General features: G+C 57.6%; 36 protein-coding genes and 1 pseudogene. 29 read left to right on the top strand and 8 right to left on the bottom strand.

The annotated features are described in order from the left end of the window. The first annotated feature begins 17 nt into the window (after window positions 1–17). From tuf to rplQ, 29 genes and pseudogenes are all read left to right on the top strand, one after another. Window positions 18–1214, top strand: coding sequence for an elongation factor Tu (gene tuf, locus LJ360_RS16055; RefSeq protein ID WP_264994469.1), 1197 nt, complete (start codon window positions 18–20; stop codon window positions 1212–1214). Between the two features lie 184 nt (window positions 1215–1398). Beyond that, on the top strand, window positions 1399–1710 hold the full coding sequence (rpsJ, locus tag LJ360_RS16050; RefSeq protein WP_004580743.1) for a 30S ribosomal protein S10: 312 nt from the start codon (window positions 1399–1401) through the stop codon (window positions 1708–1710). A gap of 76 nt (window positions 1711–1786) precedes the next feature. Further along, window positions 1787–2425 carry a 50S ribosomal protein L3 gene (rplC, locus tag LJ360_RS16045; protein ID WP_091854867.1) on the top strand — a complete coding sequence of 213 codons (639 nt, stop codon included), beginning with the start codon at window positions 1787–1789 and terminating at the stop codon, window positions 2423–2425. Window positions 2426–2436: 11 nt separating this feature from the next. Then, window positions 2437–3042 carry a 50S ribosomal protein L4 gene (rplD, locus tag LJ360_RS16040; protein ID WP_091854869.1) on the top strand — a complete coding sequence of 202 codons (606 nt, stop codon included), beginning with the start codon at window positions 2437–2439 and terminating at the stop codon, window positions 3040–3042. Then, entirely contained in the window at window positions 3039–3332 is a 294-nt protein-coding gene (rplW, locus tag LJ360_RS16035) for a 50S ribosomal protein L23 (RefSeq protein ID WP_091854871.1), read from the top strand. Before rplD ends, rplW begins: the two co-directional genes overlap by 4 nt. A 17-nt stretch (window positions 3333–3349) precedes the next feature. Beyond that, window positions 3350–4177 (top strand): 50S ribosomal protein L2, encoded by an 828-nt coding sequence (rplB, locus tag LJ360_RS16030; RefSeq protein WP_091854873.1) that lies wholly within the window; start codon window positions 3350–3352, stop codon window positions 4175–4177. 23 nt (window positions 4178–4200) lie between these two features. Continuing rightward, a complete protein-coding gene (gene rpsS / locus LJ360_RS16025) occupies window positions 4201–4476 on the top strand; it encodes a 30S ribosomal protein S19 (protein ID WP_091854875.1) in 276 nt (91 codons plus the stop codon). Between the two features lie 17 nt (window positions 4477–4493). Continuing rightward, on the top strand, window positions 4494–4826 hold the full coding sequence (gene rplV / locus LJ360_RS16020) for a 50S ribosomal protein L22 (RefSeq protein ID WP_091854877.1): 333 nt from the start codon (window positions 4494–4496) through the stop codon (window positions 4824–4826). Between the two features lie 11 nt (window positions 4827–4837). Then, the gene (gene rpsC, locus LJ360_RS16015) at window positions 4838–5521 is read left to right on the top strand and encodes a 30S ribosomal protein S3 (RefSeq protein ID WP_091854878.1); all 684 of its coding nucleotides are present in this window, start codon (window positions 4838–4840) and stop codon (window positions 5519–5521) included. Window positions 5522–5533: 12 nt separating this feature from the next. Then, on the top strand, window positions 5534–5947 hold the full coding sequence (rplP, locus tag LJ360_RS16010; RefSeq protein WP_091854879.1) for a 50S ribosomal protein L16: 414 nt from the start codon (window positions 5534–5536) through the stop codon (window positions 5945–5947). Continuing rightward, window positions 5947–6138: a 50S ribosomal protein L29 gene (gene rpmC / locus LJ360_RS16005; RefSeq protein ID WP_091854880.1), complete on the top strand. Its 192-nt coding sequence runs from the start codon at window positions 5947–5949 to the stop codon at window positions 6136–6138. Before rplP ends, rpmC begins: the two co-directional genes overlap by 1 nt. Window position 6139: 1 nt before the next feature. Beyond that, window positions 6140–6406, top strand: a complete 267-nt coding sequence (rpsQ, locus tag LJ360_RS16000) for a 30S ribosomal protein S17 (RefSeq protein WP_091854881.1) — start codon at window positions 6140–6142, stop codon at window positions 6404–6406. Between the two features lie 18 nt (window positions 6407–6424). Then, window positions 6425–6793, top strand: coding sequence for a 50S ribosomal protein L14 (rplN, locus tag LJ360_RS15995; protein ID WP_091854882.1), 369 nt, complete (start codon window positions 6425–6427; stop codon window positions 6791–6793). Between the two features lie 16 nt (window positions 6794–6809). Beyond that, a complete protein-coding gene (gene rplX / locus LJ360_RS15990; protein WP_091854883.1) occupies window positions 6810–7130 on the top strand; it encodes a 50S ribosomal protein L24 in 321 nt (106 codons plus the stop codon). A gap of 15 nt (window positions 7131–7145) precedes the next feature. Then, the gene (gene rplE, locus LJ360_RS15985; RefSeq protein WP_091854885.1) at window positions 7146–7685 is read left to right on the top strand and encodes a 50S ribosomal protein L5; all 540 of its coding nucleotides are present in this window, start codon (window positions 7146–7148) and stop codon (window positions 7683–7685) included. Between the two features lie 12 nt (window positions 7686–7697). Next, window positions 7698–8003, top strand: a complete 306-nt coding sequence (rpsN, locus tag LJ360_RS15980) for a 30S ribosomal protein S14 (RefSeq protein ID WP_091854887.1) — start codon at window positions 7698–7700, stop codon at window positions 8001–8003. Window positions 8004–8088: 85 nt separating this feature from the next. Then, window positions 8089–8481 carry a 30S ribosomal protein S8 gene (gene rpsH, locus LJ360_RS15975; protein WP_091854889.1) on the top strand — a complete coding sequence of 131 codons (393 nt, stop codon included), beginning with the start codon at window positions 8089–8091 and terminating at the stop codon, window positions 8479–8481. Window positions 8482–8490: 9 nt separating this feature from the next. After that, window positions 8491–9024, top strand: a complete 534-nt coding sequence (gene rplF / locus LJ360_RS15970; RefSeq protein ID WP_091854891.1) for a 50S ribosomal protein L6 — start codon at window positions 8491–8493, stop codon at window positions 9022–9024. Between the two features lie 9 nt (window positions 9025–9033). Continuing rightward, window positions 9034–9381 (top strand): 50S ribosomal protein L18, encoded by a 348-nt coding sequence (rplR, locus tag LJ360_RS15965; RefSeq protein ID WP_091854893.1) that lies wholly within the window; start codon window positions 9034–9036, stop codon window positions 9379–9381. A 12-nt stretch (window positions 9382–9393) separates the two neighbouring features. Beyond that, window positions 9394–9894 carry a 30S ribosomal protein S5 gene (gene rpsE / locus LJ360_RS15960; protein WP_091854894.1) on the top strand — a complete coding sequence of 167 codons (501 nt, stop codon included), beginning with the start codon at window positions 9394–9396 and terminating at the stop codon, window positions 9892–9894. A gap of 4 nt (window positions 9895–9898) precedes the next feature. Then, window positions 9899–10084, top strand: coding sequence for a 50S ribosomal protein L30 (gene rpmD / locus LJ360_RS15955; RefSeq protein WP_091854895.1), 186 nt, complete (start codon window positions 9899–9901; stop codon window positions 10082–10084). 1 nt (window position 10085) lies between these two features. Beyond that, window positions 10086–10520: a 50S ribosomal protein L15 gene (rplO, locus tag LJ360_RS15950; protein ID WP_091854897.1), complete on the top strand. Its 435-nt coding sequence runs from the start codon at window positions 10086–10088 to the stop codon at window positions 10518–10520. Window positions 10521–10537: 17 nt separating this feature from the next. After that, a complete protein-coding gene (gene secY, locus LJ360_RS15945) occupies window positions 10538–11857 on the top strand; it encodes a preprotein translocase subunit SecY (RefSeq protein WP_091854898.1) in 1320 nt (439 codons plus the stop codon). 32 nt (window positions 11858–11889) lie between these two features. Further along, window positions 11890–12003: a 50S ribosomal protein L36 gene (rpmJ, locus tag LJ360_RS15940; protein WP_004580765.1), complete on the top strand. Its 114-nt coding sequence runs from the start codon at window positions 11890–11892 to the stop codon at window positions 12001–12003. Between the two features lie 138 nt (window positions 12004–12141). After that, window positions 12142–12498, top strand: coding sequence for a 30S ribosomal protein S13 (gene rpsM, locus LJ360_RS15935; protein ID WP_091854901.1), 357 nt, complete (start codon window positions 12142–12144; stop codon window positions 12496–12498). A gap of 14 nt (window positions 12499–12512) precedes the next feature. Continuing rightward, window positions 12513–12900, top strand: a pseudogene (rpsK, locus tag LJ360_RS15930) (30S ribosomal protein S11). Between the two features lie 15 nt (window positions 12901–12915). Continuing rightward, window positions 12916–13536: a 30S ribosomal protein S4 gene (rpsD, locus tag LJ360_RS15925; RefSeq protein WP_091854903.1), complete on the top strand. Its 621-nt coding sequence runs from the start codon at window positions 12916–12918 to the stop codon at window positions 13534–13536. A gap of 34 nt (window positions 13537–13570) precedes the next feature. Next, entirely contained in the window at window positions 13571–14575 is a 1005-nt protein-coding gene (locus LJ360_RS15920; protein ID WP_091854920.1) for a DNA-directed RNA polymerase subunit alpha, read from the top strand. 37 nt (window positions 14576–14612) lie between these two features. Next, the gene (rplQ, locus tag LJ360_RS15915) at window positions 14613–15008 is read left to right on the top strand and encodes a 50S ribosomal protein L17 (RefSeq protein WP_091854922.1); all 396 of its coding nucleotides are present in this window, start codon (window positions 14613–14615) and stop codon (window positions 15006–15008) included. Window positions 15009–15064: 56 nt separating this feature from the next. Here the strand turns inward: rplQ and LJ360_RS15910 are convergent, their stop codons facing one another. The 8 genes from LJ360_RS15910 to LJ360_RS15875 form a co-directional block, all read right to left on the bottom strand. After that, window positions 15065–15946 (bottom strand): alpha/beta hydrolase, encoded by an 882-nt coding sequence (locus LJ360_RS15910; RefSeq protein ID WP_091854924.1) that lies wholly within the window; start codon window positions 15944–15946, stop codon window positions 15065–15067. Beyond that, window positions 15916–17787, bottom strand: coding sequence for a DUF4105 domain-containing protein (locus LJ360_RS15905; RefSeq protein WP_091854926.1), 1872 nt, complete (start codon window positions 17785–17787; stop codon window positions 15916–15918). The genes LJ360_RS15910 and LJ360_RS15905 overlap by 31 nt, the downstream gene beginning before the upstream one ends. 97 nt (window positions 17788–17884) lie before the next feature. Continuing rightward, a complete protein-coding gene (locus LJ360_RS15900) occupies window positions 17885–18346 on the bottom strand; it encodes a DUF3015 domain-containing protein (RefSeq protein WP_091854928.1) in 462 nt (153 codons plus the stop codon). A 200-nt stretch (window positions 18347–18546) separates the two neighbouring features. Beyond that, window positions 18547–19248, bottom strand: coding sequence for an ABC transporter ATP-binding protein (locus tag LJ360_RS15895; protein ID WP_091854930.1), 702 nt, complete (start codon window positions 19246–19248; stop codon window positions 18547–18549). Window positions 19249–19251: 3 nt separating this feature from the next. Next, window positions 19252–19983 carry a high-affinity branched-chain amino acid ABC transporter ATP-binding protein LivG gene (gene livG / locus LJ360_RS15890; RefSeq protein WP_245742716.1) on the bottom strand — a complete coding sequence of 244 codons (732 nt, stop codon included), beginning with the start codon at window positions 19981–19983 and terminating at the stop codon, window positions 19252–19254. Window positions 19984–20010: 27 nt separating this feature from the next. Then, a complete protein-coding gene (locus tag LJ360_RS15885) occupies window positions 20011–21282 on the bottom strand; it encodes a high-affinity branched-chain amino acid ABC transporter permease LivM (protein WP_091854933.1) in 1272 nt (423 codons plus the stop codon). Beyond that, window positions 21282–22205, bottom strand: coding sequence for a high-affinity branched-chain amino acid ABC transporter permease LivH (gene livH, locus LJ360_RS15880; RefSeq protein ID WP_091854935.1), 924 nt, complete (start codon window positions 22203–22205; stop codon window positions 21282–21284). The genes LJ360_RS15885 and livH overlap by 1 nt, the downstream gene beginning before the upstream one ends. 84 nt (window positions 22206–22289) lie before the next feature. After that, window positions 22290–23402, bottom strand: a complete 1113-nt coding sequence (locus LJ360_RS15875; protein ID WP_091854937.1) for a branched-chain amino acid ABC transporter substrate-binding protein — start codon at window positions 23400–23402, stop codon at window positions 22290–22292. Between the last annotated feature and the right edge of the window lie 70 nt (window positions 23403–23472).

The following is a 23472-nucleotide window of genomic DNA, read 5'->3' as shown; positions in this document are numbered from 1 at the left end:
CAGGAAGAGGTGTAACCGTGTCCAAGAAGCAATTTGAGCGTAACAAGCCGCACCTGAACGTGGGCACCATCGGTCACGTTGACCATGGTAAGACCACTCTGACTGCGGCGCTGACCCGCGTATGTCACGAAGTATGGGGTACTGGTGAGTCCCGTGCATTCGACCAGATCGATAACGCACCGGAAGAGCGTGCGCGTGGTATCACTATCGCGACCTCTCACGTTGAGTACGATTCCCCGACTCGCCACTACGCCCACGTAGATTGCCCGGGCCACGCTGACTATGTGAAGAACATGATCACTGGTGCAGCGCAGATGGACGGCGCAATCCTGGTTTGCTCCGCTGCTGACGGCCCCATGCCGCAGACTCGTGAGCACATCCTGCTGTCCCGTCAGGTTGGCGTTCCCTACATTGTCGTGTTCCTGAACAAGGCCGACATGGTAGACGACGAAGAGCTGCTCGAGCTGGTTGAGATGGAAGTTCGCGAACTGCTGAGCCAGTACGACTTCCCGGGTGACGATACTCCGATCATCACTGGCTCCGCGCTGATGGCGCTGGAAGGCAAGGATGACAACGAGATGGGCACTACCGCTGTGAAGAAGCTGGTAGAGGCGCTGGATGACTACATCCCGGAGCCGGAGCGTGCGATTGATCAGCCGTTCCTGATGCCGATCGAGGACGTATTCTCCATCTCTGGTCGTGGTACTGTTGTGACCGGTCGTGTTGAGCGTGGCATCGTGAAGACTGGCGACGAAGTGGAAATCGTTGGTATCCGTGATACCCAGAAGACCACGGTTACCGGTGTTGAGATGTTCCGCAAGCTGCTTGACGAAGGTCGTGCTGGTGAGAACATCGGTGCCCTGCTGCGTGGTACCAAGCGTGACGACGTAGAGCGTGGCCAGGTGCTGTGTGTGCCGGGCTCGATCAAGCCGCACACAAAGTTCGAATGCGAAGTGTACGTGCTGAGCAAGGACGAGGGTGGTCGTCACACTCCGTTCTTCAAGGGCTACCGTCCGCAGTTCTACTTCCGGACCACTGACGTGACTGGCTCCTGTGAGCTGCCGGAAGGCGTTGAAATGGTAATGCCGGGTGACAACGTGAAGATGTCTGTTACCCTGATCGCTCCGATCGCCATGGAAGATGGTCTGCGCTTCGCGATCCGCGAAGGTGGCCGTACCGTTGGTGCCGGCGTGGTATCCAAGATCATCGAGTAAGTGATCCGGTGATCCGGAAAAGGGGCTGCAACGCAGCCCCTTTTTCTGTTCCGCAGATACGCATGATCAGCAAGGTTGGGCAGATTTAGAGCTGCTTGACAGTGCTGGGTATTATGCATACAATGCGGCTCCTTTTTTTGAAGGTCGGCTAATAGTAGCTGCTACGAGTGGAGTTTGGTGCATCATGCAAAGCCAAAAGATTCGAATCCGGTTGAAGGCGTTTGATTATCGCCTGATCGACCAGTCCACGCAGGAGATTGTCGATACCGCCAAGCGGACCGGCGCTCAGGTGCGTGGACCTATCCCTCTGCCGACGCGGAAGGAAAAGTACACCGTCCTGATTTCTCCGCACGTCAACAAAGACGCGCGTGATCAGTACGAAATCCGTACTCATAAGCGTTTGCTCGACATCGTTGAGCCGACGGAAAAGACAGTAGATGCTTTGATGAAGCTTGATCTGGCAGCGGGTGTAGACGTTCAGATCAGCCTCGGCTAATACCGCCTGGTATTGGTCAGTGTAACTGTCCTAAGGCCATAGAGGGTGCGAGCCCCGTACACTTAAGAGGTGAAACATGGCAATTGGTGTAGTCGGTCGTAAGGCCGGTATGACCCGTATTTTTACGGAAGACGGGCAAGCAGTGCCCGTAACGGTAATCGAGGTTGAAGCCAACCGCATTACCCAACTGAAAACTCTCGAAAGCGATGGCTATCGCGCGGTCCAGGTGACTGTCGGTAATCGTCGTCCCTCCCGGGTTTCCAAGGCGCAGGCCGGTCACTACGCGAAAGCGGGTGTTGAAGCCGGTCGTGGTCTGTGGGAATTCCGCCTGGCTGACGGTGAAGGTGAAGATCTTCAGGCTGGCGGCGAGCTCACCGTTACTGTATTTGAAGACGGTCAGATCGTTGATGCCACTGCCCAGTCCAAAGGTAAGGGGTTCCAGGGCGGCGTAAAGCGCTGGAATTTCTCCATGCAGGATGCCACCCACGGTAACTCCCTGTCTCACCGTGCTCCGGGTTCCATTGGTCAGAACCAGACTCCGGGCAAGGTATTCAAGGGCAAGAAGATGGCTGGCCAGATGGGTAACAAGCAGGTAACCACTCAGAATCTTGAGGTGGTGCGTGTTGATGCCGAGCGCAATCTGCTGCTGGTCCGTGGTGCTGTTCCCGGTGCGACCGGCGGCAACGTGATCATCAAGCCTGCAGTTAAAGCCTGAGGAGCGGTGCGATGGAATTGACAATTACTGGTAGCGGCAAAGGTGTATCCGTATCCGATGCTGCTTTCGCCAAAGAGTTCAACGAGTCTCTGGTTCACCAGGTCGTTACTGCCTATATGGCAGGCGCTCGCCAGGGTACCAAGGCTCAGAAGACCCGTTCTGAGGTCAGCGGTGGCGGCAAGAAGCCCTGGCGTCAGAAGGGCACCGGTCGTGCACGTGCTGGTACCATCCGCAGCCCGATCTGGCGCTCCGGTGGTGTGACCTTTGCTGCGAAGCCTCGGAGCTTTGAGCAAAAGGTTAACCGCAAGATGTACCGTGCCGCGATGCAGTCCATTTTTTCCGAGCTGGTTCGTCAGGAGCGGCTGGTTGTGGTTGACGATATCAATGTCGACAGCCCCAAGACCAAGGCGTTCAACGAAAAGCTGAAGGGTCTGGGTGTGAGCAATGCCCTGATCCTCGCCGAGAATGTAGAGCAGAACCTTCATCTGGCGTCCCGCAACATTCCGCACGTAGATGTGCGCGACGTTGCAGGCCTTGATCCGGTAAGCCTGGTTGCCTTTGAGAAGGTTGTGGTTACCGTTCCGGCTCTTAAGAAGATCGAGGAGATGCTGGGATGAATCAGGAACGTATCTACAAGGTTCTTCTGGGACCGCACGTATCAGAAAAAGCCTCTCTGGTGGCGGAAAGCAATCAGGTTGTTTTCCGTGTGGCACCCGATGCCACCAAGCCGGAGATCAAGAAAGCCGTTGAGCAGCTGTTCAACGTCACCGTCGAAGGTGTTCAGGTTCTGAACCGTAAGGGTAAGCTCAAGCGCACTATCCGCGGGTTCGGCAAGCGTAATGACATTCGCAAGGCTTATGTGAAGCTGGCGGAAGGTCAGGACATCGATTTTCTGGATGTGGAATAAGGTAAAGGGGTCGTAATATGCCGATCGTCAAAACCAAACCAACATCTGCCGGACGCCGTCACGTTGTAAAGCTTTACAACCCGGACCTGCACAAGGGGCGCCCCTACGAGCCGTTGGTTGAGACACTGAGCAAGTCCGGTGGTCGTAACCATTTCGGACGGATCACCACCCGCCATATCGGTGGTGGCCACAAGAAGCACTATCGTGTAATCGATTTCAAGCGGAACAAGGATGGAGTGCCGGCGGTCATTGAGCGCCTGGAATACGATCCTAACCGCTCTGCGCACATCGCACTGCTGAAGTACGCCGATGGCGAGCGTCGCTACATCATCGCTCCCAAAGGTATGCAGATCGGTGATCCTGTGCGCTCCGGTATCGACGCGCCGATCAAGGTGGGCTCCACGCTGCCGCTCCGGAACATTCCGGTCGGTTCCGTGATCCACTGCGTCGAACTCAAGCCTGGCAAAGGTGCCCAGCTGGCTCGCTCCGCGGGCGCATCCGTACAGCTGGTTGCAAGGGAAGGGGCTTACGCCACTATCCGCCTGCGCTCAGGTGAAATGCGTAAGGTGCTTGTAGATTGCCGTGCAACGCTGGGTGAAGTATCCAACAGCGAGCACAGCCTCAAGCAGCTTGGTAAAGCGGGTGCATCACGTTGGCGCGGCAAACGGCCAACAGTACGTGGTGTTGCTATGAACCCAGTTGACCACCCGCATGGTGGTGGTGAAGGGCGTACCTCTGGCGGGCGTCACCCGGTTACTCCGTGGGGTGTTCCGACCAAAGGGCATAAGACTCGTAAGAACAAGCGTACTGACAAGATGATAGTACGTCGTCGTTCGGCCAAGTAAACGACTACATAGAGGTAATTGCTGTGCCACGTTCTTTGAAGAAAGGTCCTTTTATAGACCTGCATCTGTTGAAGAAGGTCGAGACAGCTCTGGAAGCGAATGACAAGCGGCCGATCAAAACCTGGTCCCGTCGTTCCACGATCTTTCCGGAGTTCGTCGGTTTGACCATTGCAGTCCACAACGGCAAGCAACACGTGCCCGTGTACGTGACCGAAGATATGGTCGGTCACAAGCTGGGCGAGTTCGCGGCAACGCGGACTTATCGTGGTCATGCAGCCGACAAGAAAGCTAAACGCTGATTGTGAGGGGAAAAGAAATGGAAGTAGCAGCCAAGTACAAGGGCGCTCGCCTCTCTGCTCAGAAAGCACGTCTTGTCGCTGACCAGGTACGTGGCAAGGCGGTTGAGGACGCCCTGAACATTTTGACTTTCAGCCCGAAGAAGGCATCGGTGATCATCAAGAAAGCTCTTGAGTCCGCCATTGCCAACGCTGAGCACAACGAAGGTCTTGATGTGGATGATTTGCGGGTTTCCACCATCATGGTGGATGAGGGTCCGACGCTCAAGCGGATCAAAGCTCGAGCCAAGGGGCGCGCTGACCGCATTATGAAGCGCACCTGTCATATCACCGTCAAGGTCGCCGACAAGTAGGAGATGCTCAGATGGGTCAGAAAGTAAATCCAACCGGCATCCGGCTTGGTGTTGTCAAAGAGCACAACTCCATCTGGTATGCGGAGAAGAAGGACTACGCGAATAAACTGCTGAATGATATTCAGGTTCGCGGATTCCTGGAAAAGCGTCTTGAAAAGGCGTCAGTCAGCAAGATCGTGATCGAGCGCCCTGCTCAGAATGCCCGAATCACGATCCATACCGCCCGTCCCGGTATTGTTATCGGCAAGAAGGGTGAAGATGTTGACCGTCTTCGTCGCGAAGTCAGCGAGAAGATGGGCGTGCCGGTGCACATCAACATCGAAGAAGTCCGCAAGCCGGACCTGGATGCCAAGCTGGTAGCGCAAAACGTTGCCGGTCAGCTCGAGCGTCGTGTGATGTTCCGTCGTGCCATGAAGCGCGCGGTTCAGAACGCAATGCGCCAGGGCGCCAAGGGCATCAAGATCCAGGTTGGCGGACGTCTCGGGGGTGCCGAAATCGCCCGTTCCGAGTGGTACCGTGAAGGTCGCGTTCCGCTGCACACCCTGCGTGCAGACATTGATTACGCCACCTATGAAGCGAAGACCACCTACGGCATCATCGGCGTAAAGGTATGGATCTTCAAAGGTGAGATTCTTGGTGGTATGGACGAAGTCCGTGCTGACAAGAATGCCTCTCGCAAGAAAGGTTCCAAGTAAAGGGGCACTCGTATGCTGCAGCCAAAACGCACCAAATTCCGAAAGGTAATGAAAGGCCGTAACACCGGTCTCGCCCAGCGCGCCAACAAGGTGAGCTTCGGTGAATACGGATTGAAGGCGACGACTCGTGGACGTATAACAGCACGCCAGATTGAGGCGGCCCGTCGTACCATGACTCGTCGGATCAAGCGAGGTGGGAAAATTTGGATCCGGATCTTCCCGGACAAGCCGATTTCCAGTAAGCCGCTTGAAGTACGTATGGGTAAAGGTAAGGGTTCTGTCGAGTACTGGGTAGCAGAGATTCAGCCAGGTCGTATGTTGTACGAGATGGAAGGGGTCTCCGAAGAAGTGGCACGTGACGCGTTCACTCTTGCCGCTGCCAAGCTGCCCGTTCAGACCACCTTTGTAACGAGGACGGTGATGTGATGAAAGCAACAGAGCTGCGTGAGAAGTCAGTCGACGAGCTGAACAAAGAGCTGATCGACCTCCTGAAGGAGCAGTTCAACCTGCGTATGCGTAAGGCGACAGGTCAGCTGAATCAGAGTCACCTTCTCGGCAAGGTGAAGCGCGACATTGCTCGTGTGAAAACGGTAATGAATGAAAAGGCAGGACAGTAACATGACTGAAGCTACCAAAACTGCCAGAACCCTTAGCGGCAAGGTCGTGAGCAACAAGATGGAGAAGTCCATCGTTGTTCTGGTGGAGCGTCAGGTGAAGCATCCGCTTTACGGCAAGTATATAAAGCGCTCCACCAAGATCCAGGCTCATGATGAACAGAATGAGTGCAACATCGGTGATCTGGTAACCATCCAGGAGACCCGCCCCATCTCGAAAAACAAGAGTTGGGCTCTGGTTGAAGTCACCGAACGCGCTTCCAAGGTGTAATTCGCCCGGAGAACAACCATGATTCAGACTCAAACCATGCTTGAAGTCGCTGACAACAGCGGCGCGCGTCAAGTGCAGTGCATCAAGGTCCTGGGCGGCTCACACCGGCGTTATGCACGGGTGGGGGATATCATCAAGGTAACCGTCAAGGAAGCCATTCCCCGCGGTAAGGTGAAGAAGGGCCAGGTCCTCAATGCTGTTGTTGTTCGCACTCGCAAGGGTGTCCGTCGTCCGGACGGGTCACTGATCCGCTTTGATGGCAACGCAGCAGTACTTCTTAACAACCAGGACGCGCCGATCGGTACCCGTATCTTCGGACCGGTGACCCGCGAACTGCGAAATGAGAAGTTCATGAAAATTATCTCACTGGCACCCGAAGTACTGTAAGGACTAGAGGCCGGTTATGAAAAAGATCAAACGAGATGACGAAGTCATCGTGACCACGGGTAAAGACAAGGGCAAGCGCGGCAAGGTCCTGAAAGTTCAGGACGACGGTCGGCTGGTAGTGTCTGGCATCAATATGATGAAGAAACACACCAAGCCGAATCCGATGCTCGGCACCCCGGGTGGCATCGTCGAAAAAGAAGCGCCTATCCAGGCTTCCAACGTGGCTATTTTTAATCCGCAGACCGGCAAGGCCGATCGCGTAGGCTTCCAGATCAAGGAAGACGGCGCCAAGGTGCGGATCTTCAAGTCCACGAACGAAGCTGTCGATAACCAGTAAGGGGTGGTGGTTACGATGCTTAACATGAAAGAGCAGTACAGTCAGGAAGTGGTACCTGCCCTGCAGAAAGAGTTCAGCTACAAGAACGTCATGCAGGTGCCGCGTATCGAGAAAATCACCCTGAACATGGGTGTCGGCGAAGCGGTCGGTGACAAGAAACTGATCGAGAACGCCGTTGCAGATCTGGAGCGTCTGGCAGGCCAGAAGGTTGTTGTGACGAAGGCCCGCAAGTCTGTGGCCGGCTTCAAGATACGTGAAGGTTGGCCCATCGGTTGTAAGGTAACGCTGCGCGGTGAGCGTATGTGGGACTTCTTCGATCGCCTGGTTCATATTGCCATTCCCCGCGTGCGGGACTTCCGGGGCCTCAACCCCAAGTCCTTCGACGGTCGTGGCAATTACAGCATGGGTGTACGTGAGCAGATCATCTTTCCCGAGATCGAATATGATCGGGTGGACAAGATCCGTGGTCTGGATATCACCATCACCACGACTGCTGAAACCGACGATGAAGGCCGCGAACTGTTGAAAGCCTTTGGCTTTCCGTTCAAGAAATAAGGAACGAGTGACATGGCAAAGGTTTCCATGAAGAACCGTGAGCTCAAGCGCGAACAGACAGTGCAGAAATATGCTGCCAAGCGTGCGGAGCTCAAGGCAATTATCAAGAACCCGAATACCAGCGACGACGAGCGCTGGGAGGCTCAGATGAAGCTTCAACAGCTTCCTCGTGATGCGAGCCCCTCACGCCTTCGCAATCGTTGCCAGGTGACAGGTCGCCCCCACGGCGTCCTGCGCAAGTTCGAGCTTTCACGGATCAAACTCCGTGAATACGGCATGCGTGGTGATGTTCCGGGCCTGACCAAGTCAAGCTGGTAAGTGTCACCGCGACTCGTCGCGGTGATCGTTGGTAAGCGGTGCGGCAAGCCGCTGCACAACTAAAAAGATCAGGAGCCTCATACCAATGAGCATGCAAGACACGCTTGCGGATATGTTTACCCGTATCCGTAACGCACAGATGGCACAGAAGGCCGACGTGGCCATGCCGTCTTCCAAGATGAAGATCTCGGTAGCCCAGGTCCTGAAGGATGAAGGCTACGTAGAGGATTTTTCCGTCTCAGCTGATGCCAAGCCGGAGCTGACCATTGCCCTCAAGTATTTCGGTGGCAAGCCGGTTATTGAGGAAATCAAGCGGGTCAGTCGCCCCAGTCTGCGCCAGTACAAAGGCTCAGGCGAGCTGCCCAAAGTGGCAGGTGGCCTCGGTGTCGCTATCGTGTCAACGTCCAAGGGCGTTATGACAGACCGCGCTGCGCGCGCTGCCGGCGTCGGTGGCGAAGTCATCTGCACCGTATTCTAGGAGAAAGACATGTCCAGGGTTGCCAATAATCCTGTCGTGCTGCCTTCCGGTGTTGAGGTTAAGCTGAACGGACAGGACATTAACGTAAAGGGCTCCAAGGGAGCGCTTGATTTCACCATTCACCAGGCGGTGGAAGTCACCCAGGACGAAAACGTCCTGCGGTTCGCTCCCCGTGATGGTGCCAAACAGTCCCGCGCTCTTGCTGGCACAACCCGCGCACTCGTTAACAACATGGTTAACGGTGTGTCTTCAGGGTTCGAGCGCAGGCTCAACCTGACCGGTGTTGGTTATCGTGCGCAGGCACAGGGCAAGAAGGTCAACCTGACACTGGGTTTCTCCCATCCGGTTGAGTATGAGCTGCCCGAGGGGATCACCGCTGAAACTCCGTCCAACACGGAGATTGTTATTCGCGGGATCGACAAGCAACAGGTTGGCCAGGTCGCTGCTGAAATCCGCGCGTTCCGTCCGCCCGAGCCGTACAAGGGCAAGGGTGTTCGTTACTCGGATGAGCAGGTCAGACGCAAAGAAGCCAAGAAGAAATAAGGCGGGACTATGAGCGCGAATACTGAAAGATTGCGTCGCGCACGTAAGGTGCGCATGAAGATCCGTAAGCTGGGCACTGACCGCCTCTGTGTACATCGTACACCGCGGCACATGTACGCCCAGATCACCACCGCTGATGGCAGCAAGGTTATTGCTTCTGCCTCGACGCTGGACAAGGACCTGCGTCAGGGTGCTACGGGGAATGTGGAAGCAGCCAAGAAGGTTGGTCAGCTGATTGCTGAGCGTGCCAAGGCTGCTGGTGTCGAAAAGGTCGCTTTTGACCGGTCCGGCTACCGTTACCATGGCCGCGTTCAGGCCCTGGCCGACGCCGCCCGTGAAGCTGGCTTGCAATTCTAAGAGGTGGAGAAGATGAGCGTTAACGAACAGAAGGCGCCTGAGCTCCAGGAAAAGCTGGTTCAGGTCAACCGCGTAGCCAAGGTGGTCAAGGGCGGCCGTATCTTTGCCTTCACTGCACTGACTGTAGTGGGTGATGGTAAGGGCCGTGTCGGATTCGGTCGTGGCAAGGCCCGGGAAGTCCCGGTTGCCATCCAGAAGGCCATGGAAGCTGCGCGCAAGAACATGGTGGACGTTGCACTTGACGGCACCACCCTGCAGTATCCGGTCAAAGCACAGCATGGCGGCTCCAAGGTCTACATGCAGCCGGCATCCGACGGTACCGGTATCATCGCCGGTGGAGCGATGCGTGCGGTACTCGAAGTAGCCGGTGTGCAGAACGTACTGTCCAAGTGTTACGGGTCAACCAACCCGGTCAACGTGGTACGTTCTACCATCAAGGGTCTCCAGGCAATGAACGCGCCTGAAGATGTTGCAGCCAAGCGCGGCAAGACCGTGGAAGATATTCTGGGTTGAAGTCATGGCGAACAAGACAATCAAGGTTACACTGACCCGCAGCCCCATTAGCTGCCAGCCCAAGCACAAGCTGTGCGTGAGGGGCCTGGGTCTTCGTAAAATCGGTCATACCGTGGAAGTGGAAGATACACCGTCCATCCGCGGCATGATCAACCGGGTGAGCTACCTGGTACGGGTGGAGGAGAACTAAGATGCGTCTGAACGAACTTAGTCCGGAACCGGGTTCGCGCCCGTCCGCCAAGCGCGTTGGTCGTGGCATCGGTAGTGGCCTGGGCAAGACCGGCGGTCGTGGTCATAAGGGCCTGAAGTCCCGCTCCGGTGGCTCAGTTGCGCCTGGCTTCGAAGGCGGCCAGCAGCCGCTGGCTCGTCGTCTGCCGAAGTTCGGCTTCACGTCACGTCAGCAGCGTTACGTAGCGGAAATCCGCTTGAACGAGCTGGCAAAGGTTGAAGGCGACGTCGCTGACCTGGCAGCCCTGAAGAAAGCCGATGTGATCCGTGAGGAAATCCGCGCTGCGCGTGTGATCCTTTCCGGTGAGCTGACCCGTCCGGTAACCGTGAAGGGTCTCAAGGTGACCAAGGGTGCTCGTGAGGCAATTACTGCCGCGGGTGGCAAAGTCGAAGAATAAGGCGAGTCGAGGACTGCATGGCCAAGACATCATCAATGCCTGCGGGCGCGGGAAAGGGACTGGCAGAGCTGCGTTCGCGGCTGTGGTTTGTCGTCCTGGCACTGCTGATCTATCGGATTGGCGCGCATATTCCCGTACCCGGAATCAATCCGGATCGCCTGGCGGCACTGTTCGACCAGAATCAGGGAACTATCCTGAGCCTGTTCAACATGTTCTCCGGTGGTGCGCTTGAGCGGATGAGTATCTTCGCCCTCGGCATCATGCCCTACATCTCGGCGTCCATCATCATGCAGTTGATGACGGCGGTGAGCCCCAAGCTTGAGCAGCTCAAGAAAGAGGGTGAGTCCGGGCGCCGCAAAATCAGCCAGTACACCCGGTATGGTACCGTTGTGCTGGCCCTGGTGCAGGGTATGGGTATCTCCATGGGGCTGGCGTCCCAGGGCGTTACCTTCAACGACAGCTTCAGTTTCCACTTTGTTGCCGTGGTCTCCTTCGTGAGCGGTGCGGTATTCATGATGTGGCTGGGTGAGCAGATCACAGAGCGTGGTATCGGTAACGGTATTTCGCTGCTGATCTTCGCTGGTATCGTCGCCGGGCTTCCCGGTGCGATCGGGCAGACCCTTGAGCAGGCCCGCAGTGGGGAAATGAGCCTGTTGGTGGTTCTGGGAATCGGCATCCTTGCGGTTGCCGTGGTTGGCTTCGTCGTCTTTATGGAACGTGGTCAGCGCCGGCTTACTATAAACTACGCCAAGCGTCAGCAGGGCCGCAGGGTGTTCGCCCAGCAGTCCAGTCACCTGCCGCTCAAGGTGAATATGGCCGGTGTTATTCCGCCCATCTTCGCTTCCTCCATCCTGCTGTTCCCTGCCTCTCTCGGGCAGTGGTTCGGACAGGGTGAAGGGATGGAGTGGTTGAGCTCGGTCTCCCAGGCGCTGGCCCCCAGTCAGCCTCTGTACATCATCCTGTTCGCAGCGGCAGTGGTATTCTTCTGCTTCTTCTATACAGCACTGATGTACAACCCGAAGGAAGTCGCTGACAACCTGAAGCGGTCGGGTGCCTTTATTCCGGGCATTCGCCCAGGTGAGCAGACCGCCAAGTATATCGATGGGGTTCTGACTCGACTGACCCTGTTCGGTGCAATGTATATCGCAGCGGTATCCCTGTTTCCCCAGTTCCTGATGGTGGCAGGGAATGTTCCGTTCTATCTGGGCGGTACGTCGCTGCTGATTGTGGTAGTCGTGGTAATGGATTTTATGGCCCAGGTGCAGTCACACCTGATGTCCCATCAGTATGAATCTCTGATGAAGAAGTCCAACCTCAAGGGCTATGGCCGGGGCTGATTCGTCAGCCCCACTGAAATCTGGAGTCGACAATGAAAGTACGCGCTTCGGTAAAGAAAATTTGCCGTAACTGCAAAGTAATTCGTCGCAATGGCTCGGTCCGGGTCATTTGCACGGAGCCTCGTCACAAGCAGCGCCAGGGCTGATTCGGTCTGAATCGCACTGGCCCTGGTTAGGGCTTGACTGATAGCGCTTGACTCCTTAGGGGGTCAAGCGCTATTATTTCGCGCCCTTTTTGTGGCGGAAAATTCACACAGCAAAGCTTTGAACGCGGAGTAATCTGGATGGCACGTATAGCCGGTGTCAATATACCCGACAACAAACATGCTGTTATCTCGCTGACCTATATCTTTGGTGTTGGCAAGACAGCAGCCCAGAAGCTTTGCGATGCAGCAGGTATCCAGCAGGATATCAAGATCAAGGACCTGTCCGACGATCAGCTCGAGACCCTTCGTACCGAAGTGGGCAAGCTGAGCGTGGAAGGCGATCTGCGTCGTGAAGTTCAGATGAACATCAAGCGTTTGAAGGATCTCGGTTGCTACCGTGGTCTGCGCCATCGTCACGGCCTTCCGGTTCGTGGCCAGCGCACCAAGACCAACTCGCGCACCCGTAAAGGTCCTCGCAAACCGATCCGAAAGTAAACAGGTAGGCAAACATGGCAAAGCCAGGTACACGTACCCGTAAAAAGGTGAAAAAGACGGTTGTTGATGGCGTCGCGCATATTCACGCGTCCTTCAACAACACTATCGTGACCATTTCTGACCGTCAGGGCAACGTCCTGTCCTGGGCCACCTCTGGTGGTTCCGGTTTCCGTGGGTCACGCAAGAGCACACCTTTTGCTGCGCAGGTAGCAGCTGAAAGAGCCGGTAATGCGGCTGCTGAATACGGCCTTAAAAACCTGGACGTAGAGGTTAAGGGTCCCGGGCCGGCGTGAATCTGCAGTTCGTGCGCTTAACGCGTGCGGCTACAAGATCACAAACATAACTGATGTGACGCCGATTCCCCATAACGGCTGTCGTCCGCCCAAGAAGCGCCGCGTTTAAAGGAGACAGTGAGATATGGCACGTTACATAGGTCCAAAGTGTAAGCTGTCTCGCCGTGAGGGGACAGATCTTTTCCTGAAAAGCGGTGTTCGTGCACTGGATTCCAAGTGCAACATCGAAACACCCCCGGGCATGCACGGCGCTCGTCGTGGCCGGCTGTCCGAATATGGCGTACAGCTCCGTGAAAAACAGAAAGTTCGTCGTATCTACGGCGTACTGGAGAAGCAGTTCCGCAACTACTACAAGGAAGCTGCCCGGATCAAGGGCGCTACCGGTGAGAACCTGCTTCAGCTGCTGGAAACCCGTCTCGACAACGTGGTCTACCGCATGGGCTTCGGCTCGACCCGCGCTGAAGCGCGTCAGCTGGTATCCCACAAGGCGGTTCTGGTGAACGACAAGCCGGTGAACATTCCGTCCTACCAGGTCCGTCCTGGCGACGTGGTGAGCATCCGTGAGAAGGCGAAGAACCAGCTGCGCGTAAAAGGTGCACTGGAGCTGGCCGCGAGTCGTGCCCCGGTTGAATGGGTCGAGGTTGACGCCAACAAGATGACCGGCACCTTCAAGTCGGTACCAGAGCGTACCGAGTTGTCGTCGGACATCAACGAGAACCTCATCGTCGAGCTTTACTCCAAGTAAAGTCCATTAGCAACGAGAGCAGATAGGGGCGTCTATGCAGCGTTCAGTACATGAGTTATTGACACCTCGTACCATTGACGTGAAGGAGCTGAGCACCACTCGCGCCAAGGTGACCCTGGAGCCGCTCGAGCGTGGCTTTGGTCATACTCTGGGCAGTGCCCTGCGCCGGATCCTTTTGTCCTCAATGCCTGGCTGCGCCATTACCGAGGCGCAGATCGACGGTGTTCTGCACGAGTACAGTGCAATTGAGGGTGTCCAGGAGGACGTCATCGAGATTCTGCTGAATCTCAAGGGCGTTGCCGTGAAAATGGGCGGGCGTGACGAAGCTGAGGTTTCCCTCAGCAAGAAAGGCCCGGGTGTCGTGACCGCCGGCGATATCGCGCTGGATCACGACGTTGAAGTGACCAACCCGGACCATGTTATCTGTCACCTGAGCGAAAAGGGTGAAGTGAACATGCGTCTGAAGGTGGTTCGCGGTCGTGGTTACGAGCCTGCCGATCAGCGGGGGCTCGACGAAGACGAGACCCGTGCGATCGGACGCCTGCAACTGGACGCCACCTTCAGCCCGGTGCGTCGTGTCGCCTACGCGGTCGAAAGTGCCCGTGTTGAGCAGCGCACCGATCTGGACAAGCTGGTTATTGACCTGGAGACCAACGGTACCATTGATCCGGAAGAAGCGATTCGCCGGGCCGCTACGGTACTCCAGCAGCAACTTGCCGTGTTTGTCGATTTCGATCATGAAAAAGAGCCGGAGAACGTCGAGGAAGAGGAAGAAATTGATCCGATTCTGCTGCGTCCGGTCGATGATCTGGAACTGACGGTCCGTTCAGCAAACTGCCTCAAAGCAGAGAATATTTACTACATCGGCGATCTTATCCAGCGTACTGAAGTTGAGCTGTTGAAGACGCCTAATCTGGGTAAAAAGTCGCTTACCGAAATCAAGGACGTTCTGGCCTCACGTGGCCTGTCCCTGGGTATGCGCCTTGACAACTGGCCGCCGGCAAGCCTTCGTGGTGATGACCGGGTTCTGGGCGGTTGATCGCCGTATTGGTAGTTTAAGGTAAGGAATCAGAGCAATGCGTCATCGTAAGAGTGGTCGTAAGTTCAGCAGGACCAGTGCGCATCGCAAGGCCATGTTCCGTAACATGACTGCGTCACTGGTTGAGCACGAGCTGATCAAGACAACGCTCCCGAAAGCCAAAGAGCTTCGCCGGGTAGCCGAGCCGTTGATCACACTGTCAAAAAATGATTCGGTAGCTAATCGTCGCCTGGCGTTCTCCCGCCTGCGTGACGATGCAGCCGTCGCCAAGTTGTTTGACGAACTGGGCCCGCGTTACAGCGAGCGTCCGGGTGGCTACCTTCGCATCCTCAAGTGCGGTTTCCGTGCCGGTGACAATGCCCCCATGGCATTTGTCGAGCTGGTCGGTCGTCCGCTGGATGTGGAAGCTGAAGAGATGGACGACGAAGAATAAGTTCTTCGTGGTTTAAGGAAGAAGCCGGGGGCCGAGAGGTTCCCGGCTTTTTTCGTTCAGGGTGAGTGCTTCAGGGAGGAGGCCGCTGTCTCTGCAGGGTTCTCCATGAACTCGAGCACCGCACGCTGGTATTCGGGCAACAGGAAAGTCCCTGCATGGGGCAGGTCAGTTCGCAGGAAACGCTTGGGCTGTTCAGCCGCCTCATACAGCGCCAGGCCATGGTGGATCGGGATGATGCCGTCCCGGACACTGTGAATCACCATCACCGGAACCGGACTGATGTCGCCGATGCGGTCGACTCCCTCGTAGTCATCAGGGATGGTCCAGCTGAGAGGGGCCTGCAGGGGCCAGGTCAGCCAGAATCCGGCCAGTTTCTCCCGGGCGATGGCGCGGAAGCCAGAGAAAGCGCTATCCACGATCACACCACTCAGTTCAGGCCTTTCCTGTCGTGGAACCCATTCGCTGGCGAGGGTGATCGCCAATGCGCCCCCGAGGCTTTGGCCCAGTAGGTAAAGAGGCCGTTTACCATCGGTTCGTTCGCCAAGCCAACGCAGGCCGGCTTCTGCATCGTGTAGGGCCCCCTCCAGGTCGGTAGCGCCCGTCGACCTTCCGTACCCCCGGTAGTCGGGGAGAAAGACGTTGTAGCCGGTCTCAGGCAGCCAGGCGACGTTTAGCACATGGCTGCTGATGTTTTGGGCATTACCGTGGAGAAAATAGACATCTCCCCTGGGCTCTCCCTGGGCCGGTAACCACCAGCCATGGAGGGTTTCGCCGTCCGGTGTTTCCAGCCATACATCTTCATAAGCCAGTTCGAGCCGGTCCGGGGTGATGTATACCTGCTGGTCCGGGTAGAAGAACAAACCGCTACATCCGGCCTGGAATGCAGCAAAGGCTGCCACCAGCGGCATCAGAAGAAAGCGTGGAATCCGAGCTTCCATGAGGTTTCGTACCTGTCGTAGTGATGGGTTCGGCTGAGTTGGGCTCTCACGCTGTAATCCCGCGCTATATGCCACGCGCCCTGCATATACAGTTCATCTTCCCGGTGGTGCTCGCCGACAACCCACGACTTGCTGCGCAGGCCGGTCATCACGCTGAGTCTGTGGTCCTGGCGTAGCAGGGCGAGGTCAGCGCCGGGGGCGATGTCGTATCCGCGTGACAGGTGCTTGCTAATCTCAAGGTCTCCGGTCAGTAATGCCAGCGCCTGGATCCGGTTAGTGATCCGCCAGGAGCCGCCGGCACCGCCATCCACATAGGGCGTGAAGGCCCGGTCACCATTCTCGAGTTCAGCACGACGGCCACCAAAGCCGACCTGCCAGGACAGCGGTTTGAAGAACCCGTCCCGGGGTGTCAGCGAGCGTATCTCCACGCCTACGAGGTTCTCCAGCTGAAGCTCCTGTTTATCGTGGTAGAGCCGTGCATCCAGCCTCAGGAATTGCAGCTGGGCGCCTGGCCGATAGCCTGCGGGAGGGTCAAGCAGGTCATGGTAGGCCGCCCGTAGCGATAACTCGCTATAGCGCCGTTCTCCCGTACTGCCGGTGTTGATCCCCAGACGCATCGTGTCGTGGCCCTGATCGTCGCGTACCTCTGGCCTTGCAGGCGAGCCCAGGGAAGGTTGGTCCTGGAGACGGCTTCGGGCCACGAGCAGGTCATGGGAGAGAGGTGCTGAGAAGTCGCGCGGCCACTCTTCAGCCTGTGTCTGGTGGCGTACATAGTCGTAGGTGGCATCGAGGACCCGGGCCTGTGCCGGGGGCGCGAGGGATTGCACCTCGTCGTCGTCCACTGCCACATAGCCGTTGGCGATGGCTGCGGCCAACCGGCGTTCGTCTGGACTCAGCTCGCCGAGGGAATGGCTGACGCGGGTAGCAGCGGAAGGGCGGTAGTGGATCTCCTCGACCAGGCCCCGGTCCACCACCCAGCGGATGGTATCCGAGGGGATTGCGTGGGTGCTGACCTCGTCCAGCAGTTGCGTACCCGGCCGGGCCACATCAATCAGCGCCAGTAGCCGGTAGGCGCAGTTTTCATCGAAGAAGTAATAATCGAAGTTGCGGTCCTGGATCTCCCAGGTGTGCGCCAGCATCTGATCCACTTCGGCAGCGGTGAGGTTGAGGCGATATTCCCAGAGGTCACGGTTCTCTATGTCGGAATAGACCTTGATCATCTCATAGTAGGGCTGGACCGCCGTAATCCCCGGGTAACCGCCGAAGATACCGCGATAGGCAAACAGGATTTCACTGTCATGTTCGGCCGCGTCTGCCGCATAGGAAATGGTGTTGGCGAGTAGCAGGTTGGTTTCGCCGTCTTCTCGGGGTGGATCCAGTCGCAGGAAGGTGTGCCCGAACATGGAGGAGGGGCTGTTAAGGTACGAGGCGGCAAAAACCAGGGTTACCGCCTCGGTGTTAAGCTCAGCTTTCCAGTCGTTGTAATCGGAACAGGTCACCTCCGGTTCCCGCAGTGACAGGCGAGAGCGGATCCATGCGTCCCGCGCCGGAAATTCACAACGGGCGTGATCGTTGTCGTTACCGCTAGCGGGCCGGGTAATGGCCTCGATAGTGGCCCGCAATTCGGCTTCCGGGTTGGCCTTGCCGTTCGGGCTGAGGAAGAAGTCGTCATCATCTGCCTGACTGGTATAACCGGATCCCAGTGTGTCCGGGTGATAGTGCCCCAGTGTTAACCAGGCCTCGGAGCTGGCAAGTCGGGTGATGGTGCCGGGCTGTTCCGCCTGGGCGGTGGTGCAAAGCGATAGCCCGATTATCAGGGCTGGCAAGGTGCGGATTGGCATGCAGCAGGGAATCTTGTGGGTGAACGGCTGGCGTGGTGCCCTCGAAAGGGGGTGGGCAGCCTGCCTGAATTGCAGGCTGCCGCTGGGCGCTGACGTATCAGGCGACGTATTTGCTCAGGCGCTGATTCTGCTCAAGCAGTGCCACGATGGCATCCACCGCCTGGTCTGAGGTGGTGTCAGAGGTCGGGAAGATAACGGCAAAGTTGTCCTGCAGTAGCTGGCTGAACTCGCCGCGGTCGGCTTCATCAACGCCCAGCAGAACGGCCAGGGTTTCCAGGTTTTCACCGGAGCCGCGGGACATGTCACGGGCAACCTTGTCGATGTTGCTGTCCATATACATGGCCATGGACTGGACCGACTGGTTGGTCTGGCAGCCCAGGGTGCCAGTGGTCATGCCGAAAGTCTGGTTGCCGAAGGTGGCGTTGGTAGTCGCCGCCAGTACGTGGGGGGCGATGCCTGACTGGCCCTTCCAGATCATGGCGCCAACACCACAGCCTGGTTGTGCGAAGGCCATGCTGGATGCGCCGAGAAGGATGGCACCTGCGATCAGTTTTTTCATGTTCTGCTCCTTGATTATCATTTTGCGTCGCTAATGCGAAGCGGGGCCGGTCCGGTCGCCCACTCCTACGGCATCAACCCCGGTGACTCTCCGGGGCCCAACCGTTCCAGACAAGTATAGCCAAGTCAGGATAAAGGCCAACCTTGTTCATTGATATGTAGTAAAAATTCTCGATTGGTCCTCGTTCCCGGGTAGCCGTTCTAACCCCCGAGGTAGGCCGCCTGGACATCAGGGTTGGCCAGCAGGTTGGCGCCGGTGTCCTGCAGGCGGATGCGACCGGTTTCCAGAACGTAGCCCCGGTCCGCCAGCTGCAGCGCCTGGTGCGCGTTCTGTTCCACCAGGAACACCGTAATGCCCTCGTCGCGAAGCTGGGCGATGATCTCGAAAATCTGTTTGATCACCAGCGGGGCCAGCCCCAGGGACGGTTCATCCAGGATCATCAGCCGTGGCTTGCTCATCAGCGCCCGGCCAATCGCCAGCATTTGCTGCTCGCCGCCGGACATGGTGCCCGCCCGCTGGTGTTCCCGTTCCTTTAGCCGGGGAAACAGGTCGTACACATGGCGAATTCCCTGTTCGTTCTGCGTCCGGTTATTGAAGAACCCCCCCATGTACAGATTTTCCTCCACCGTAAGGCCTGGAAACACCCGACGCCCTTCAGGGACGATGGCGATGCCCGAGCGCATGATTTCCGACGTGGGCAGACGGGTGATATCCCGGTCCTCCAGCAGCACGCGACCAGCGCTGGCCTGGGGCGTGCCGCAGACCGTCATCAGCAAGGTGGTTTTACCCGCCCCGTTGGCGCCGATCAGGGATACGATCTCGCCCTGATTGACCTCCACAGAGACCCCGTGGAGTGCCTCGATCTTGCCGTAATGGGTATGAACATCTTCCAGTAACAGCATGGGTCAGGCTTCCCCCAGATAGGCTTTGATAACTTCGTCGTTGTTGCGGACTTCCTCCGGCGTACCGGTGGCCAGGGGGCGACCCTGGCTGATCACGTTGATGCGGTCGGAGATGTCCATGACCAGGCTCATATCATGTTCGATCAGCACGACCGATACGTTGTAATCTTCCTTGAGGCTGATGATGAGCTGGTTCAGCTCCCGGGTTTCTGCCGGGTTCAGTCCGGCAGCGGGTTCATCCAGCATCAGCAGCCGCGGTTCGGTGACCATGCAGCGGGCGATTTCCAGTCGCCGCTGCTGGCCGTAGGCGAGGTTGCCTGCATCCCGGTTGGCAAGTTCCTGCAGGCCCACCCGTTCCAGCCAGTAGGACGCCCGGTCCAGGGCCTTCTGCTCACGGGCCCGGTAGTTGGGCGTGGCCACCAGGCCGGACAGCAGGTTGGTATTGAGGTGACGGTGTTGCGCTACCATCAGGTTTTCCACCACGGTCATGCGATTGAATAACCTCACGTGCTGGAAGGTGCGCACCAGGCCCAGGCGGGAAATCCGGTAATCCGGCTTGCCCTGAATCTCCTTGCCATCGAGCAGGATCTTGCCACCGGTGGGGCGGTAAAAACCGCTCATACAGTTAAAGACTGTGGTCTTGCCGGCGCCATTGGGTCCGATGATGGAGACGATTTCGTGCTCCCGGACATCCAGCGACACCTGGTCCACGGCCAGCAGGCCACCAAACCGCATTGACAGGTTCTGTACTTCCAACACGTGCTATCCCCCCGCCTTCAGTTTGATGTGGCGACGTCTCATGGGCAGCAGGCCCTGAGGCCGCCAGACCATCATCAGTACCATGGCGGCACCAAAGATGAGCATGCGGTACTCGGAGAATTCCCGCGCCAGTTCCGGCAGAATGGTGACCGCAATGGCCGCCAGGATGACACCGAGCTGGGAGCCCATCCCCCCGAGCACCACAATGGCCAGGATGATCGCCGATTCCAGGAAGACGAAAGACTCGGGGCTGATAAAGCCCTGCTTGGAGGCGAACACGGTACCGGCAAAGCCGGCAAAGAACGCGCCGATAGTAAAGGCGGAGAGCTTGACGCCGGTTCGGCTCAGGCCAAGGGAGCGGGCGGCAATTTCATCTTCCCGCAATGCTTCCCAGGAGCGCCCCACCGGCATGCGCATGAGGCGGCGAATGACAAAGGCAGTGAATATTGCCAGCACCAGGGCTATCAGGTACAGGAAGATCACCTTGTGTTCACTGGAATAGGCGATGCCAAAGGTTTCGTGGAAGGAGGTGTTGCCCTCTTCCTTGACCCGCCGCCCGAACTCCATGCCGAACAGGGTAGGGTCCGGAATACCGCCAATACCATTGGGGCCGCCGGTAACGCTGGTCCAGTTGTTGAGGAGGATACGGATAATCTCGCCGAAGCCCAGGGTCACAATGGCCAGGTAGTCACCCCGCAACCTCAACACCGGAAAGCCCAGTACCAGCCCGAACAGGGCGGCCAGCAAGGCACCGATGGGCAGGGCCATCCAGAAGGAGGCGCCCCAGTAGTTGGAGAGCAGGGCGAAGGTATAGGCGCCCACCGCGTAGAAGGCGACATAGCCCAGGTCCAGCAGCCCCGCCAGGCCCACAACCACGTTCAGGCCCAGGGCAAGCATGATGTAAATCAGTACCAGCGTGGCCAGGTCCACCGCACCCCGGGACACGAAGAACGGCCAGATCAGGGCAACGGCTATCAACAGCACCAGGCCAATGTTTTCGAGCCGGAGGCGCTTTTCGTCCGGAAGAGGCTCCCGGTCGGCCAGCCTGTCTAGAATGGTGACGGCGCCCAGGCCGACCATGACCTTGTCACGGAATAGCTGGAACAGGAAGACGATCACCGCGGCTAATGCCACCGCAATCCAGGTGAACGCACTGGCGCCGACGACGGTGATTTCGGTGCCGACCGCAGTCAGTTTCAGGCCCATGATCGGCCAGGCGATGATCAGGGTGATCAGGGCGCAGAAAAGCGCATGTCGGAAGTTCTGTGCCACCATCAGATTTTCTCCACTTCCGGTTTGCCCAGAAGCCCGGTGGGCTTGAACAGCAGAATAAGGATCAGCAGGCTGAAGGAAATCACATCCTTGTACTCACCGCTGAGGTAGCCGGAGGTCATGGCTTCGGCAATCCCCAGAATCAGGCCACCGAGCATGGCGCCGGGAATACTGCCTATGCCCCCGAGCACCGCTGCTGTGAACGCCTTGAGTCCGGCGATAAAGCCGAACAGCGGATCCACCGAACCGTAATACATGCCCAGTAACAGCCCTGCCACTGCGGCAAGGGCGGCACCGATCACGAAAGTGGCGGAGATGATCCGGTTGGTGTCGATGCCAAGCAGGTTGGCCATGCCCAGGTCCTGGGAGACGGCCCGGCATGCCCGCCCGATACGTGAGCGTGAAATAAACACTGACAGAGCCGACATACAGATAAAGGTGGTGACAAAGATCGTGATCTGGATCCAGGAGATGGAGAGCTGGAAGCTCTCGTCACCGCCTAACTGAAAACCACCGTCTATCAGGGCCGGGAAACCGATATTGCGGGAGCCCTGGGAGAGGTGTACGTAGTTTTGCAGGAAAATGGACATACCGATGGCGGAAATCAGGGGGATCAGCCGGTGTCGGCCGCGAACCGGCCGGTAGGCCACCCGTTCCACCGCCCAGCCCATGGAACTGGAAACGATCACTGCGCAGATCAGCGCCACCAGTAACACCAGGGGCAGCCAGGCAATGCCCAGTGTTGCCAGTCCAGTAATGGCGATCAGCGCCGTATAGGCACCAATCATGTAAATCTCGCCGTGGGCGAAGTTGATCATGCCAATGATGCCGTACACCATGGTGTAACCAATGGCGATCAGGGCATAGGTGCTACCGATGGTCAGTCCGTTGATCAGCTGCTGACAGAAATAGAGCAGGTCTTGCATGGAAGGTATTCTCCGTCAACCTGACCGTTATGAGCTCCCCGGCAGCCTGCCTGGCTGCCGGGGAGAGGTCGAGTCGGATTGGGTTCAGTTGACGGGGGTCTTGCTGCCGTCGGCGTGCCACTCGTAGACCACAAACTCGAAGGACTCCATATCACCCTTCTCGTCGTAGCTGACGGTACCGATGGGGGTTTCAAAGCTGCCTTCGCGCAGAGCCTCGGCCACCTCGAACGGGTCGGTGGAGCCGGCCTGTTCGATGCCGTCGGCAATGAGCTGCACGGCGGTGTAGGAGGTCAGCACGAACGGGCCAGAGGGATCCTCATCCTTGTCCTTGAATGCCTGGACCAGCTCCTGGTTCTCTTCCTTCTCGTCAAAGCTCGGTGGCAGGGTCACCAGCAGCCCTTCGGCTGCATCGCCGGCAATGGTGTTGATGTCATTGTTGCCAACCCCTTCCGGGCCCATGAACACGGCATCCAGGTCGGCCTGGCGGGCCTGGCGGAGAATCAGGCCAAGCTCCGGGTGGTAGCCGCCATAGTAGACGTAGTCAACGTCTGCCTGCTTGAGCTTGGTGACCAGTGACGAGAAGTCCTTGTCACCGGCGGTAATGCCTTCGAACATCACCACGTTAACACCGGATTCTTCCAGTGTGTCCCGGACCGCCGTGGCGATACCTTCGCCGTACTGCTGCTTGTCATGGATGACCGCGACCCGCTGTGGGTCAAGGCTGATCAGGTGGTTCGCGGCAACGGGGCCCTGCATGCTGTCCAGGCCGATGGTGCGGAACACCAGTTCATAGCCCCGCTCGGTGATGCCGGGGCTGGTGGAGGCCGGGGTAATCATCAGGATACCTTCGTCTTCGTAGATGTCTGACGCAGGCTGGGTAGAGCTGGAACACAGGTGGCCAACGACAAAGCTGACGCCTTCATTGACCAGCCGATTGGCCACGGTAACGGCCTGCTTCGGGTCACAAACATCATCGACTTCGACGGCTTCAAGCCTCTCTCCATTAACACCGCCGCTGGCGTTGATCCGCTCGATGGCCATGCGGGCGCCGGAAAACTGCATGTCACCATACTGTGCCACGGGGCCGGTCATGGGGCCGGCGATCCCGATACGGATCTCGGCGAGGGCGGATGCGGGTAGGGCAATCGCGGCGGAAACACCGGTCGCCAGTGCGAGTTTCGTGAATTTCTTGATCATTGGAAGCTCCTGCCTTTTCTGATTTTTCTTTATTACCAACGAACTTACTAACCCGAAATAAAGTAAGCGA

Origin of the sequence: Marinobacter sp. AN1 (assembly GCF_026013985.1) — a bacterium.
GTDB lineage: Bacteria > Pseudomonadota > Gammaproteobacteria > Pseudomonadales > Oleiphilaceae > Marinobacter > Marinobacter segnicrescens.
Note: the sequence above shows the minus strand (reverse complement) of the source record. Positions and strands in the feature narration are given on the sequence as shown.